Consider the following 16,088-nt stretch of genomic DNA (forward strand, 5'->3'; position numbering starts at 1 on the left):
ATTTTTTAATAACAACTGATTGATATTGTGCAGTTTGCAAATTGCGCCTTGAATTTTCAGCTTAAATTTCTAACCTAAAAAGAACAAAATTATGAATGTAGTAAAAAGAGACGGCCGGAAAGAGCCTATGATGTTCGATAAGATCACTGCGCGTGTACGTAAATTATGCTACGGCCTAAACGAGTTAGTTGATCCAGTAAAAGTTGCAATGCGCGTTATTGAAGGGCTTTACGATGGTGTTACAACCAGTGAACTCGATAATTTGGCTGCGGAAATTGCTGCTACTCTTACTACCTCACACCCTGATTATGCACGTTTGGCGGCGCGAATCTCTGTTTCTAACCTTCATAAAAATACAAAAAAATCCTTTTCTGAAGTAATGACGGATCTTTATGAATATGTAAATCCGCGTACGGGAAAAAAAGCACCTTTATTGAGCGACGAAGTGTATGAAGTGATTAAAAAAAATGCGGAAGAGTTAGATTCAACTATCATTTATAATCGTGATTTTGGCTATGATTATTTCGGCTTTAAAACCTTGGAACGCTCGTATTTGTTGAAATTAAACGGAAAAATTGCAGAACGCCCACAGCATATGTTGATGCGTGTTTCGGTAGGAATTCATATGGACGATTTGGCTTCTGTGAAGGAAACTTACGAACTGATGTCGAAAAAATATTTCACACATGCAACGCCAACACTTTTTAATAGTGGAACGCCAAAACCACAAATGTCGTCTTGCTTTTTGCTTGCAATGAAAGACGATAGTATTGACGGTATTTACGACACATTGAAGCAAACGGCAAAAATATCGCAGTCTGCAGGAGGAATAGGGTTGTCAATTCACAATGTGCGAGCAACGGGTTCTTATATTTCTGGAACGAATGGAACATCAAATGGGGTTGTGCCTATGCTTCGTGTTTTTAATGATACTGCAAGATATGTGGATCAAGGAGGTGGAAAACGAAAAGGCTCATTCGCAATTTATGTGGAGCCATGGCATGCGGATATTTTCGACTTTTTAGATTTAAAAAAGAACCACGGAAAAGAAGAAATGCGCGCGCGCGATTTATTTTATGCCATGTGGATTCCAGATTTGTTTATGGAACGTGTGCAGTCTGATGCAGAGTGGACGTTAATGTGCCCGAACGAATGCCCAGATTTATACAACTGTCATAGTGAAGAATTTGAAGCACTTTACCATAAATACGAAGCTGAAAATAAAGGTAGAAAAACTGTAAAAGCCCGTGAACTATGGGAAAAAATCTTAGAATCACAAATTGAAACGGGAACACCGTATATGCTTTATAAGGATGCCGCAAACCGTAAGAGTAACCAGAAAAACTTGGGCACCATTCGTTCTTCAAATTTATGTACGGAAATTATGGAGTACACCTCGCCAGATGAGGTTGCTGTTTGTAATTTGGCTTCTATAGCCCTGCCTATGTTTGTGAAGAATGGCGAATTTGACCATAAAGAGCTTTATAGAGTAACAAAACGTGTTACAAAGAACCTAAACCGCGTAATTGATAGAAATTATTACCCCGTAATTGAAGCGCAAAATTCGAATTTCCGTCACCGTCCTGTTGGTTTAGGAATTCAAGGTTTGGCAGATGCTTTTATTATGCTTCGTTTGCCTTTTACGAGTGATGAAGCTAAAAAATTAAACCAAGAAATTTTCGAAACCCTTTATTTTGCAGCAGTTACCGCTTCTATGGAAGAATCGAAAGTAGATGGAACTTATGAAAGCTATAAAGGTTCGCCTATTTCTGAAGGGCTTTTTCAACATAATTTATGGGGAATAAAAGACGAAGAATTAAGTGGTCGTTGGGATTGGAAAAAACTTAGAAAAGATGTTAAGAAACACGGGGTGCGTAATTCCCTTTTAGTGGCGCCGATGCCAACTGCTTCCACTTCACAAATACTTGGCAACAACGAAGCTTTTGAACCCTATACTTCAAATATTTATACACGACGTGTGCTTTCAGGTGAGTTTATTGTAGTAAACCAACACCTTCTGAAAGATTTGGTTGAATTAGGACTTTGGAACGAAGACCTAAAAGAAGAAATCATGCGTGCCAACGGCTCTGTTCAAGATGTGGATGTTATTCCTCAGGAATTGAAAGAACTTTATAAAACGGTATGGGAACTTTCTATGAAGGATATTATTGATATGTCTCGCCACAGAGGGTATTTCATTGACCAAAGTCAGTCGTTAAACCTATTTATGGAGAATGCGAATATGGCAAAACTTACTTCAATGCACTTTTATGCATGGAAAAGTGGACTTAAAACAGGAATGTACTACTTAAGAACGAAAAGTGCAGTTGATGCTATTAAATTTACACTTAAGAAAGAAGATAAAAAAGAGCCTGTTGCTGCTGAAGAAATAACTGTGGCTGAAGTGCAAGGTGCATCAACAAAGCCAATGACACCACAAGAACTTCGCGAAATGCTTGCGCAATCTAAAAATGCACCAGATGACGATTGTTTAATGTGTGGCTCTTAAAACAAGTTTATTTGCGTCCCTAATTAGGAATAAAAAAGCCCCAACTTAGATAAGTTGGGGCTTTTTGTTTTAGGTTGTTTTAACCCTTTTATGATTTCTTATAACTGGTATAATACTCTTCCATCAAATTCATTAGCGCCGTTATAAGGTCTTTGGTTTCTAGAAGCATACTGAAATACAATGTAGTATTCTTTGGGCTTGATTCCTCAGTACGCGTGCGGGCTATTTGTTTTTCAATTTTATTAGAAAGACTTGCAAAAATTTCTTCTTTCTTATCGAGTACATTCTTGATACGTTCAAATTCTTTCTTATGGAAAATATCATCTATATCATTTAAAAGCGCTTCCAGATACAAGTCAATTTCTTGTAGATCTTTTATTTGGTTAAAACGAAGTGCTTTGTGGTTGTTGTTAACGTGCTTGTAACTTGCTTTCGAAATAAATTCTAGCGACTGCACCACATCCGTTAAATAACCTAAAATTACAATATAGAAATTACTTCCGCTTACGCTTGTTTCATCTAGGTTTTTAATGAAATAGAAAATGTTGTCACGTAATTCTTCAACCTCATCATTCAATTTTTTGACACCTTTTTTACTCTTCTTTAGTTTTTTGACGTCCTGTTTTGCAAGACCGCGAAGCATATCGGTGTATATTTTGTTGGAACGGGAAACGACATTGCTAATGTTTTCAGCACTTTCTTGAATAATCCCTTGTACTGTTTTACTTTCGGTTTTCTTTAATCCGCTTTTTTCTAACTTTAGCTTCACTTTATTTTTATGTGAAAGGTAATTTCGAACTAAAAGTAGAATAGCTAACAATAAAAGAACAGCGATCATTGCGCCTTTTCCGATGAAAATCAAATAGGTTAAGGTTCCTGCTGCGGTAAATGCCACAAATGCGGTAAAGAACCAGCCGCCAATTACGTTTAGCACCCCAGCAACGCGGTATACGGCGCTTTCGCGGCCCCAAGCTCTATCTGCCAATGAAGTACCCATCGCCACCATAAAAGTTACATAAGTGGTTGATAGGGGGAGTTTCATAGAAGTAGCGGTAGCAATCAAAACCCCTGCTACAACAAGGTTTATGGAAGCACGAATCATATCAAAAGCAGGTACTTCATAGCTTTTGTGTTTTGGTAAATCTATAACTGGCTTTTCAAAACGCTTGTCTATTTTTTGTTGAAGTGATTGCGGAACAATAAATTCTAGATACGTAGCTATTTGCGTAGAACCTCTCACTAAAAACCTTGAAAGCATGTTCGGGTTAAACTTTTCATGACCATCTCCTTGACGCGCTAAATCGATCTCTGTATCTGAAACAGTACGTGCTTTTTTAGAAAACCATAGTGTAAGGACCATAACACCTCCTGCTATAAAGAGTAATAAAGGTTCTGCAGGAACTTGTTTTGCAAGGCTGCTCATTCGGAATTCAGAGGCAACTACTCCTGAAGCAGACCAATCTAAAAAGCTATGATATGCAGCCATTGGTACACCGATAAAGTTTACCAAATCGTTTCCTGCAAAAGCCAATGCAAGGCTAAAAGTACCCACGGCAATTACAATAATAAGGATGTTCTTTTTGAAAATTACCATAAACAGTTGTGAGAAAACTGTCCAAAAAACAAGGCTTGACCCAATCATTAACAGCGAATAGCTTTCCATGATACTGCTAAATTCTCCGTAAAAAGGGGTGCTTTTAAGACCTTTCATAAAAATGAAATAACTTATGGCTGTAAGTGCAATACCGCCAAAAATAGCGCCGAAGTATTTCATTTTCTTTTCAGATTGAAAAGTAAAAATAAGTCGGGAAAGGTATTGAACGACGGCACCAATCGTAAAGGCGATGATAACCGATGCTACGATGCCTATTATAATTTCAACAGCTTTGTCTGTATTAATATATTTTGAAAGTGCTGAAAACGTTTCTGCATCATTATGACCGATTTTTATAAGCGCCATTATTACTGCTGCTCCCAAAAGTTCAAATACGATTGAAACCGTTGTAGATGTTGGCAGACCAATGGTATTAAAAAAGTCGAGGAGTAAGATGTCCGTAATCATTACTGCCATGAAAATAATCATGATCTCATCGAAATAAAATTCGCCAGGAACAAAAATTCCTTTTCGGGCTACTTCCATCATTCCGCTAGAAAAAACGGCGCCAATGAAAATTCCTAAGCTGGCAATTATTAGGATGGTTTTAAATGAAATTGCCTTCGAGCCAATTGCTGAATTAAGAAAATTTACAGCATCATTACTTACTCCAACTACCAAATCTGCAATGGCTAAAGCTGCAAGGGCAACGATCATTAATAAATAAATATTATCCATTTTTTTGTCTTATTAAACTGGTGCAAATTTCCCATATAAAATAGGAATGATTGTTACCAAATTGTTAACTGTAATTACACTAAAAATGTAGGTCGAAACCTATTCTAAATTCAATAGAATCACTTTCGCCACCATTTGTTGCATATGATAAATCTGATTGTACTTTTAGTTTATGCCCCACAATATATTTAGAGCCTCCTAGCGTATATTGGGTACGCGTATCGTTGGCTAAAAATCTAGTTTCAGGTAAAATACTGCTAAACCTTGCTGCAATTTCCCAATTGGTTTTAAACATATATCCTCCTTGAAAATTGAAGCCCTGACCTGTATAAACCTCTTCTCCAGTAGTAGAACCATCACTATTTTTAGCAATAGGATCTGTGGCATCGCGATAGCTATATTCACCCATAAATGAAAAACCATTGTATTTAAACATAGCATCTACAAAGACGGTGCTTATAGTGGTTTCATGAAAGCCTATGTCATTTTCCATGTAATTACCCATATTACTTCGGGTTTTAACGGCGTCTTGATTTAGGTCGAAGGTTGCACCAATTGCCAGCTTAGGGCTTTTTTCTCGATAAATATCACCACCAATATAATCTCCTTTTTTTGTGAATTCACCTAAAGGCAAAATTTCCACACGGCTTGTATATTGATTGCCACCAAGGTTTCCAGTAATTATGTTTCTACCTTCACCTTGTGAAAAAGCGAGCATTTCTCGTATTATAATTTTTTCTGATATATTAAAATGATGACGAAGCTGAATTCCAAGATCTCTGTCTATATTAAAAGTGCTGTTAAGAATGGAACGGTCTATTAGTTGAAGGTTTGCAGATGAAATTACGCGTTCTCTATTTCCTGGCAATTTTGCTTGACCAGCCCAAAGCTCGAAATTTTCATAAAAATTCCACATTATAACTGCGTCAAAAATTATATTGGGCGCATTCCCTGTAAAATCTGAAGCTCTTGAAATATCTTGGTTGGAAAGGCCTAATTCTATTTTATACCGAAGCTTCGGAGAATAAGCAAAACCATCAAATTTAAGGCGTGCACGGCGTATTAAAAAACTGTGTTCTGGTTTTCCAAATTTATCATTTTCGTAATCCCAATTAGAAAGGGCTCGAAACTGAATTCGTGGCGCAAAGCGTACGCTCCAAGAACTATCTTTACTCACAAGGCGAAGCATTCCTTCTCCGAATTTAGGTGTAATGTCCTGAGAATGTGCTACGGTAATGAATAAAAGTGTAATACCTATAAGAAAATACTTAAAGGGCATTTGTAAATCGATTTTAGTTTTTGTCACTGCAAAGGACTATTTTTATCGGCAGCCCAATGTTATTTTAATGTTAAGTTACAACAAATACTTTAGCTATAAAAACAAAAAAAGGGCCGCTCGGAAAAGAACAGCCCAGTTTAAAATCTAGTCGACAAAAACTAAACGATTTTAAATTTCGCCTTTTTTAAGGCAGTTACAAAGAAAATACCTGAATGTATTATTAGAGTAAAATTAGCTTTATTAAATCATTAAGTTATTTTTTAATAAACTTCACAACTATTAAATAATTGAAAATCAATAGATTAAAAGTTTAATGTTATCATAACGTTACGAAATAGTTTCGTAAAAGTTAATTTCGTAACTTTGAATATTCCAATAAAACAAATTCTTATAAAATGCCCACTAAGAATTTTTAATAATCGAAGATGTACACTTAGGGCATTTCATCTTCCAAAAAATACGCTATAAAAATGAAAAATATAATCACACTTCTAGCTGTCGTTTTAATAACTAATGTTGCATTAGCACAAGACAATAAAAAGAACACCTACTTTTTAGATGGGGATGTAATTGAAGCTACCATTTATCATGAAAATGGGATGATAGCTCAAACAGGGTATTATACTCAAGAAAATAAATTAACGGGCGAATGGGTTAGTTTTGATGAAAATGGAAACAAAACTGCCGTTGCACAATACGATAACGGAAAAAAAGTAGGCACTTGGTTGTTTTATCAAGGGAATACACAGCGGGAAGTATCGTATAACGACTCTCAAATAGCAAAAGTAACCACTTGGAAACTTACGGATACCTATGTTGTTTCTAACAATCCATAATTTTAATCTTTAATTATAATGAAAAGAGCCTCTTGATATCAAGAGGCTCTTTTTGTAATGTAGAATTTTAAAAAATAAAATTATTTGCTAATCCAATTCCATCCAGAAATATCTACTGCTGTACCATTAAATACATCATCTTGAGGGGTTGTTAATGGAGTGCCATCAACAATTACGTTAGCCAATGGACCGTTGTCTTTCATGTCAACATTGGTTGCATAATCTGTCAATAATATATTTGTAAAGGTTGCGCCAGATTGTTTTTTAAACTGAAGTGCAGTACCGCCAACAGTTGAAACTGCAGTAAAGTTTACAATTTTAGGATTGTTATTATCTCCATCGGCTTCAATAGCAGTTGAAAATGCTGCGGAATGGCTTACGTAGGTATTTGTAATTGTACCATTCCATCCTTCTGTCCAGTCTACAGAATCATCTTCGTTGTTTTCGAAGTAAAGGTTTGTTGCAGAAACAGCTCCTCCAAAAAATTCAATTCCGTCGTCAGCGCCATCAATTACAGCAACATTCGCAATATGAGTTCCCGAACCTACTGAGTAAAGTGTAAGGCCATTGTATTGTGAATCTGTATTAATTTGTGCCCCAGCACCGCGAATCACAAGATAATCGATGCTACCAGAGCTGTCGCTGTTGTTGTTTCCACCGTAAACAAGGCCACCAACTTCAGCAATTGCATCAATTCCTTCAGTAGTTATACCTTCACCACATAGTAAAAGGCCACCCCAATCTCCAGGATTACCACCAGCAGACTTCATAACTACAGGATTGTCGTTAGTACCTTTTATTTCAATTTCTCCTCCTTGCTCTACAGCAATGTATTTATCAGTTCCTGTTTCAGAAATAATAATAGTTCCTGCAGGAATTACTAATTTTCCACCAGATTTTACAAGTGTAGTTCCTTGAAGAAGGTAAACAACACTAGCGTCAAGTTCCGTTGTTCCAGTTATAGCATTTGGAAGTACTGAAGTATCTGAATTGTTTGATGTAGCCCATGCAAACATTGCTAAATCTACCGTTGCAGGTGCATTATAACCTTTTGAAGGATCAGCAGCTTCACCGTCAATAATTACATTTGCCAACGGCCCGTTATCTTTCATGTCTATACGGGTATTGTATCCTAACAATGATAGACCATCGATTGTAGCTCCAGATTGTTTTTTGAATTGAAGTGCAGTACCACCAACAGTTGAAACTGCTGTAAAGTTTACAACTTTTGGGTTGTTATTGTCACCATCAGCTTCAATGGCAGTTGAAAATGGTGCTGAATGACTTACATAGGTATTTGTGATGGTGCCATTCCAGCCTTCAGTCCAGTCTACAGAATCATCTTCGTTGTTTTCAAAATATAGATTTGTTGCAGAAACTGTTCCTCCGAAAAACTCTACACCATCATCTGCACCATCCAATACAGCTATGTTTGAAATATGCGTTCCAGAACCTACAGAATACAACGTAAGACCGTTGTATTGAGAATCTGTATTAATTTGAGCTCCAGCATTTTTAATTATTAAATACTCAATACTTCCAGAGTTATCTGCATCGTCAGTTCCGCCATAAATAAGGCCTCCAACTTCAGCAATTACATTAACACCTTCAGTAGTTTTTGCTTTTCCACAAAGTAATAAACCACCCCAATCTCCTGGATTGTTGCTTTCTGAACGCATTACTACAGGGCTTGATGAAGTACCTTGAATATCAATTTTTCCACCTTGCTCTACAGCAATGTATTTATCTGTCCCTACTTGTGAAACGATTACGGTTCCTGCAGGGATTGTTAATTTAGCACCAGATTTTACTAGGTATGCTCCAGAAACTGTGTACTGTACGGAAGGGTCTAAAATTCTGTCTGACTCTAATGCGCCAGTAAGTTGCGTGTTTTCTATTGGATCGTCTTCTCCTGATGTAAAGTCATCATCACTACCACATCCTACTAGAAAAAGTGTGCTTACTGCGGCAATTGAGATTGCAAATTTTTTAAATTTTTTCATTTTCATTTTTAATTGAAGTTAAACATTCTTGGTTAAAAGGTATAGTTAAGATTTAGGCCTAAGCTTGCTCCACGCGTATATGAAAGAACCGTTTCTTCCGTTTCAATATTTGTGGTGCTTGGCTTAATATTTTGAGTTCTTTTTATTTCTGGGTTTAGTATGTTTTTTGCTGTAAGGCCTATTTTGAAATTTTTGGTTATTTTCTTACTAAGAATTACATCTAACGAGACAAACCCTTTTTCAACAATAGCATCGTTATAATTGATGTCTCCTGAAGTTTGAAATTCTGGAGCGCCCAAGGCATAGATTTTATCTGAAGCATAGTTTCCAGAAACTGTAGCCTGAAAAGGATTTTCGGTATTTGTGCTAAAATTTAATGCCCCATTTACAATCCATTCGGAGGCACCTTGAAGCGCAGTTTCAGTTAGGCCTTTGTATCTAAAAGTTCTTACAAAGCTTCCCGTTTCATCATAAATTTCTTTTAAGTCTTGTTTGTGCCACATTCTTGAAGCATTCACATTCAATTTTAAATTTGGTCTTTCGTCTCCTGAAATTAAATTTATACGTCCTTCTACTTCAAGACCATAAACTTCTGCTTCATCTCCAGCATTAAAGTAAGAGTAAACCCCTGCAGAGCCTCTATCTTGAACTTTATTGATTGGGTCTTCAATTAGTTTATAAAAACCAGTAAGGGATATAAGTTGCTCTCGGGAAGGAAAAAATTCCCATTTCACATCAAAGTTTCTGTTTAAGGATGCTTCAATGTTAGGATTACCTCGTGTAACCTGCCCAACAGGAGAAACATACTCAAATGGGGCTATTTCTTTAAATTCTGGAAGCGTAGTCGTGTAGCTATTTGCAAAACGAATGCTATGTTTATCGTTTAACGCGTATTTTATATTGAATGAAGGGAAAATTCTACGGTAATCTTTGTTTGCATTTCCTTCTCTACCAGGGTAGTTGTTTACATCCCAGTTTACATCAATATAATCTCTTTGGTATCTTAAGCCAGCTTGTACAGTTATTTTGCCTCTAACTCCCGTTACATTTGCATATCCCGCAACAGATTGTAAATCGCCCGTATAAAAATCTGGTAAAAGTGAATTTGTTTTTAATAAACCATTATTGAAATTTTGTTGAGTGAAGATTTCTGAAATCTCATCAATAGACGCTGGATTTATTGCGTTTGTTACGGTTTCTTCAGCTCCATAAAATTGCGATCCAAAATCACGAGTTTTGTTTCGGTAGGTTCCTCCAATATTTATATGGAAAAGATTTTCTTCTTCATCAACAATTTTAATCAAATCGTTTAGGCGCCCATTGTATTCTGTGTCTTCAATTTTTTGAACACTTTTTCGTTGTTGAAAACCACCAGTGCGACCTAATTGCACACTGTTTTCATTAAAGTTAACTTCGTTACGAATCCGGTTTGGCTCGTCTGCACTTAAAAAGTTATAACCACCAGCCCATTCTAATTCGTTTTTCTCACCTAAATTATGTTCACCGCTAAGTTGAGTAACGGATAACAATGTTTTTTTAAGGTTTTGGTCACGTACAAATTGTGATAAGCCTTCATCTGCATCTGTTTCTTCAAAAATAACAGCTTCACCAGAGCGGCCACCTTCAAATACTTCGTCTTCAATTTTATTAATTACTAAAGTGTTGAATTTAATGTCGTTGTTATCATCTGCTCTAAGCCTTATGTGAAACAAACCAGAAGTGGCAACCTCTTTGTTCCATGTTATTGCATCAGGAATTATATCGTCTAAAAAGTTAGAACGATATTGTTTAAAAGAACCTTCTCTATATTCAAATTCTTCAGACTGACCAACGGTAAAAAGTACGCTCAATTTGCTTCCAAATCTTTTACCAGCACTTATTGAATACGATCTGTTTATTGGTAAATCGACAAGCTCGGGGCTCCAGCTTTGGTCTGTAATTGCAAGATTGGTAGGCACGCTTTTTTGGTAAAACCCAAAGGATACATCTTGATAGTTTGGCGAAACTTTAAAATTGCTTGAAACACCATCGCTCATAACATTAGAGTTTACCGAACTACTCGCACTTACGGAAAATAAACTGCTTCCTGATAACTCTTTGGTGCTGATGTTTATATTTCCAGACGCCTGATCTGCTGAAATTTCTGGTGATGTCGTTTTGCTAACATCAATGCTTTCTATCAAACGCGTTGAAAAAAGATTTAGGTTTATGTTTTTCTTATCTATGTTATCTGAAGGTATCGGAAGCCCATTTAGGGTTGTGTATAGGTATCGATCCCCAAGACCACGAACAAATACATCGCCGCTTCCGTCTGTTTTTGATATTCCTGAAATTTTTGTAGTTGCACCAGCTGCATCAGAAACACCAAGTTTTGTTAACTGTTCTGAGCCAATACTTTCTCTAATTGCAACTGCTTTTTTCTGTTCTAGTAATAATACCGCTTCACTTTCTCTACGCGTAGTGGTTTTTATTACAACTTCATCTAAAGCAGCGGCACTAGCGCCCATCGGTACATCAATATTAGTTACTTTGTCTCCTACTACTATAACATTTGGTATTTCAACAGTTTCATAACCTACAAAACTATATACAATCGTATAGGTTCCTGGCTCAATATTGTCTAGCGAATAAAGCCCATCAAAATCTGAAGTTACCCCTTTTGTTGTGCCTTTTATAAATACGTTTGCAAAAGGTAATGGTTCATTGTTGTAATCTTTGTCTGTCAGTTTTCCTGCAACAGAACCGCTTTGTTGTGCCACGGTTACTGCGGTAATAAAGAAGAAAAATAATTTTGAAAATAGTTTCATTTTTGTCGTTTGATTTTATTTGTGCAAAGAAACTGGGCTTATGTAAAGTCGAGGTTAATTGACTGTTACCAATTCGTGATATTAGAGTTAGCTAAAAGTTAACCAACAACTTAAAAATTATCATTGGTTTGCCTTTTGAAAATAGTATCTTGCCTACAAAATTCTTACAGTTATGATGCAATGGGAACAGTTGCTGTCGCTACGAAAGCACGGAGATAAAAACAAAAGACTTAGAATAGAAGAAAACGAAACGCGTTTGGGCTTTGAGGTAGATTACGACCGCGTAATTTTTTCGTCTGCCTTTAGAAGCCTACAAGATAAAACGCAAGTTATCCCCTTGTCTAAAACCTCTTTTGTGCACACAAGGCTCACCCATAGTCTGGAAGTTTCTGTTGTAGGGCGTTCTTTAGGGCGTAGTGTTGGGAAAGCAATTCTTAATAAGCACCCTCAATTACAGCGTGTGCACGGGTATCACTTTAATGATTTTGGAGCTATTGTAGCCGCCGCAGCTTTGGCACACGATATTGGTAATCCGCCCTTTGGTCATAGTGGCGAAAAAGCTATAGGCGACTATTTTTTAAATGGAAATGGAAAGCGTTTTAAAGAGCAACTTACCGATAATGAGTACCAAGACTTAGTGGATTTTGAAGGAAATGCAAATGGTTTTAAGATTTTAACAGAATCTAAAAACGGTGTTGAGGGTGGCTTGCGATTAACCTATGCAACCCTTGGCGCATTTATGAAATATCCAAAACAGTCGCTTCCAAAAAAACCAACTTCACATGTTTCCGATAAAAAATTTGGTGTTTTTCAGAGTGAAACCGCATTTTTTAAGGAAGTGGTTACAGATTTGGGGCTTTTAAATAGAACCAATACAGCTTATGCGCGCCATCCGCTAGCATTCCTAGTGGAAGCTGCTGATGATATTTGTTATACAATAATTGACTTTGAAGATGGAATCAATCTAGGATTGATTGAAGAAGAGATGGCGTTGGAATATTTAATCAACTTGGTGCGAAATAATCTAAAAACGGAGGTCTATTCCAAACTAAAAACCCTAAAAAATAGATTGGCATATTTACGATCACTAGCAATTAGTACATTAATAGGAGAAGCAGCAACAATTTTTATTGAAAATGAGGCAGCAATTTTAAATGGAACTTTTTCCGAGGCCTTGTTAGCTAAAAGTCAATACAAAGCACAAATAGCAGATATTATTAAAATTAGTATTCAAAAAGTATATCAAAGCAACGAAGTAATGGAGAAGGAGATTGCTGGCTATACTATATTAACTACATTATTAGACGCTTTTACAACGGCCTCTGAAAACTATAGCAACGGAGAAACAAGGCATTACGATAAATTATTATTGCAAATGTTTGATGTTGATTTTAATAAATCTCAATCTGTCTATGAATACCTAATGGAAAGTTGCAGTTACATTTCAAGACTAACAGATGGGAATGCCTTGCAAATATTTCAAAAAATAAAAGGAAATTTATAAAAAAAACAAGTCCGAGTTGCGTCAAAAAGTGTTAAAACTTAAGTTAAAAGCAATTAATCTTTAATTTTATGATATTTTTATCACTTATTTTTTTTGAAATATTATAAAATCAAACTTTTTTGAAGTAGTATTTCGCACCTATTTATTCATTTTTTAACCAATTTAAAGCCCTATGAAAAAAATTTTTTACTTACTTATCTTTTTTGCTGTAAATACTGCCTTTGCGCAGGATTATAGCAATGTGATAAAATCGTATTTACAACAAAACAAATCGCAGTTCTCATTGCAACAGCAAGATGTGGCAGATATTTCGATTGCCTCTCAAACTGCTTCAAAAAGTATGGGAGTACATAACGTTTATGTTGAACAACGTTACCAAGGCATTAAAATATTCAACTCATCTTCTCCCTTCGTAATAAAAGACGGCGCAGTACTAAACGCAAAAGTTTCATTTACTGAAAACACTGCGGCAAAGGTAAATAGTACTTCACCTTCTATATCTGCTGTAAACGCAATAGCTAAAGCAGCAAATTTTCTTGGATTACAGAGCCCATCAGGTCTTAATTTAATTGAAACAGTATCTGATAATAGCTATGTTTTTTCTAATGGGAATATTTCACAAGAAAACATTCCTGTTGAATTAGTATACCAAAAAATGGAAGATTCAAATGCTCTAAAATTAGCATGGGATTTAAGCATCTACCTTTTAGATTCTTCTCATTATTATAGTGTGCGTATAGATGCGCTTACAGGGGAATTATTAAGCACTCATGATTGGGTAGTAAGCTGTAACTTCGGTGATGGTTCACACTCTCATGACACAGAAAGTGTACTTTTCGCTAAGTATCACAGTAGCAGTAATGCTACAATACTTGGTGATGGATCATCATACCGTGTGTTCCCATTGCCTTTAATTGGGCCTAACGAAGGGCCAGACCAATTGGTTTCTGACCCATCAGACCCAGTTGCTTCTCCTTTCGGATGGCATGATTATGATGGTGTTGCCGGGGCAGAGTTTACTATATCTCGTGGTAATAATGTATGGGCAGTAGAAGATCAAAACGGAAATAATGGGGTTGGTGCACCTGCAGAAGGTGGCGCAACACTTACTTTCGATTTTCCTTTTAACCTTCCTTCAAACCCAGCAACTTTCATAGATGGTTCAATTACCAACTTGTTTTATATGAACAATATGATACACGATATTATGTATCACTATGGTTTTGATGAACAAAGTGGAAACTTTCAAAGAAACAATTATGGTAATGGTGGTAACGGAAATGACTTCGTTTTAGCGGAAGCTCAAGATGGAAGTGGTTTAGATAACGCTAACTTTGCTACACCTGCTGATGGTGGAGCTGGAAAAATGCAAATGTATTTATGGTCTCCTCCTGGAAATGTTTTAGGTACTTATCTCACATTAAATACTGGAGCTTTGGCTGGTCAATACTACGGGATGGACTCTAATTTTGCACCACCAGTACCTACTACTGCAATTACGGCAGACCTTGTAGTTATTGAAGATGATAACTCAGGACCTTCTACAGATGCTAACGATGGTTGTGATACTATTACAAACGCGGGCGACTTAAGTGGAAAAATTGTAGTAATTAGAAATGGTGTTTGTAGCTATAACGTTAAAGTTGCAGCTGCACAAGATGCTGGGGCATTAGCAGTAGTAATTGTGAATAATATTTCTGCAGATCCCCTTGTAATGGGAGGAAACGGATCATCAATTACCATTCCTGCTATTATGATTTACGAATCTGACGGAAATGATATTATAGCTTCTCTTCTTAATGGAGATTCTATTAATGCTACTTTACGTGATGATGGTTCAGGAACTGATAACTTCCGAAGAGATGGTGATCTTGATAACGTAGTTATAGCACACGAATATGGTCATGGTATTTCTAACCGCTTAACTGGTGGAGCTTCTCAAGCAGGATGTCTTCAAAACCAAGAACAAATGGGTGAGGGCTGGAGTGATTACTTCGGTTTAATGCTAACTATGAAAGCTGGTGACGCAAGAGATGATTACCGTGGAATAGCAACGTACGATAAAGGACAAGGGCCAGGTGGAAAAGGTATTAGAACTAAATACTACCACACTGATTTTGCAGTAAATAACTTTACATATAACAGTATCAAATCTCAAGTTGCGCCACACGGTGTAGGGTCTGTTTGGACAACAATGCTTTGGGATTTAACTTGGGATTTAATAGACCAATATGGTTTTGATCCAGATATTAAAGGTGGAAACGGTGGAAATAACATCGCTTTACAACTTGTAATGGACGGACTTAAATTACAAGCGTGTAGCCCTGGATTTGTAGATGGCCGTGATGCTATTCTTGAAGCCGATGAACTTGCTAATGGCGGTGCTAACAGATGTCTTATCTGGAGAGCTTTCGCTAAGCGTGGTCTTGGTGTAAGTGCTAATCAAGGAAGCACTGCAAGCAAAGCTGATGGTACTGAAGCTTTTGATATTCCTGTAGGTTGTGAATTAGGTGTTTCTGATAATGAAGGACTTAAAAATAACTTCATTGTGTATCCTAACCCTTCAAATGGAGAGCTTAACATTAAAGCTAGAGTTGATGTTGGTGAAGCTACAATTTCTATTTTTGATATGAATGGTAGAAAAGTTTTCAATCAAACATTAGAACTTAGCCAAAATGCAACAATTAATGCCTCTGGTTTAAACTCGGGTATTTACTTGATGCAGATTGATGGCGCTAGTACTTCTCAAACTACAAAGTTGATCATCAACTAAAGTAGTTTAGATTAATATAATTTAAAAGAGGCTCCATATGAGCCT

At 36.5% G+C, this 16,088-nt stretch carries 8 protein-coding genes; 4 read left to right on the plus strand and 4 right to left on the minus strand.

What is annotated here, in order from left to right; genetic code table 11:
* Window positions 1–91 precede the first annotated feature (91 nt).
* Window positions 92–2,509: a ribonucleoside-diphosphate reductase subunit alpha gene (locus ABJ955_RS06545; RefSeq protein WP_347373796.1), complete on the plus strand. Its 2,418-nt coding sequence runs from the start codon at window positions 92–94 to the stop codon at window positions 2,507–2,509.
* 88 nt (window positions 2,510–2,597) lie between these two features.
* Here the strand turns inward: ABJ955_RS06545 and ABJ955_RS06550 are convergent, their stop codons facing one another.
* Both ABJ955_RS06550 and ABJ955_RS06555 read right to left on the minus strand, forming a co-directional pair.
* Entirely contained in the window at window positions 2,598–4,841 is a 2,244-nt protein-coding gene (locus ABJ955_RS06550) for an inorganic phosphate transporter (RefSeq protein ID WP_347373797.1), read from the minus strand.
* 79 nt (window positions 4,842–4,920) lie between these two features.
* Entirely contained in the window at window positions 4,921–6,147 is a 1,227-nt protein-coding gene (locus ABJ955_RS06555; protein ID WP_347373798.1) for a porin, read from the minus strand.
* A gap of 443 nt (window positions 6,148–6,590) precedes the next feature.
* Here ABJ955_RS06555 and ABJ955_RS06560 point away from each other — a divergent pair, with 443 nt between their 5' ends.
* Window positions 6,591–6,956 (plus strand): nicotinic acid mononucleotide adenyltransferase, encoded by a 366-nt coding sequence (locus tag ABJ955_RS06560; RefSeq protein WP_347373799.1) that lies wholly within the window; start codon window positions 6,591–6,593, stop codon window positions 6,954–6,956.
* An 80-nt stretch (window positions 6,957–7,036) separates the two neighbouring features.
* On the opposite strand, the gene ABJ955_RS06565 is transcribed toward ABJ955_RS06560, so the two are convergent.
* Window positions 7,037–8,959, minus strand: coding sequence for a hypothetical protein (locus ABJ955_RS06565; protein WP_347373800.1), 1,923 nt, complete (start codon window positions 8,957–8,959; stop codon window positions 7,037–7,039).
* Between the two features lie 32 nt (window positions 8,960–8,991).
* Window positions 8,992–11,766, minus strand: a complete 2,775-nt coding sequence (locus ABJ955_RS06570) for an outer membrane beta-barrel protein (RefSeq protein ID WP_347373801.1) — start codon at window positions 11,764–11,766, stop codon at window positions 8,992–8,994.
* Between the two features lie 175 nt (window positions 11,767–11,941).
* Between ABJ955_RS06570 and ABJ955_RS06575 the strand changes: the two genes are divergently transcribed.
* Together ABJ955_RS06575 and ABJ955_RS06580 are read left to right on the plus strand one after the other, a co-directional pair.
* Complete coding sequence (locus ABJ955_RS06575; protein WP_347374371.1) at window positions 11,942–13,270, plus strand: deoxyguanosinetriphosphate triphosphohydrolase; 1,329 nt, start codon at window positions 11,942–11,944, stop codon at window positions 13,268–13,270.
* A gap of 172 nt (window positions 13,271–13,442) precedes the next feature.
* Complete coding sequence (locus tag ABJ955_RS06580) at window positions 13,443–16,043, plus strand: T9SS-dependent M36 family metallopeptidase (protein ID WP_347373802.1); 2,601 nt, start codon at window positions 13,443–13,445, stop codon at window positions 16,041–16,043.
* The last annotated feature ends 45 nt before the right edge of the window (window positions 16,044–16,088 follow it).

Origin of the sequence: Aequorivita sp. Q41 (assembly GCF_039831855.1) — a bacterium.
GTDB lineage: Bacteria > Bacteroidota > Bacteroidia > Flavobacteriales > Flavobacteriaceae > Aequorivita.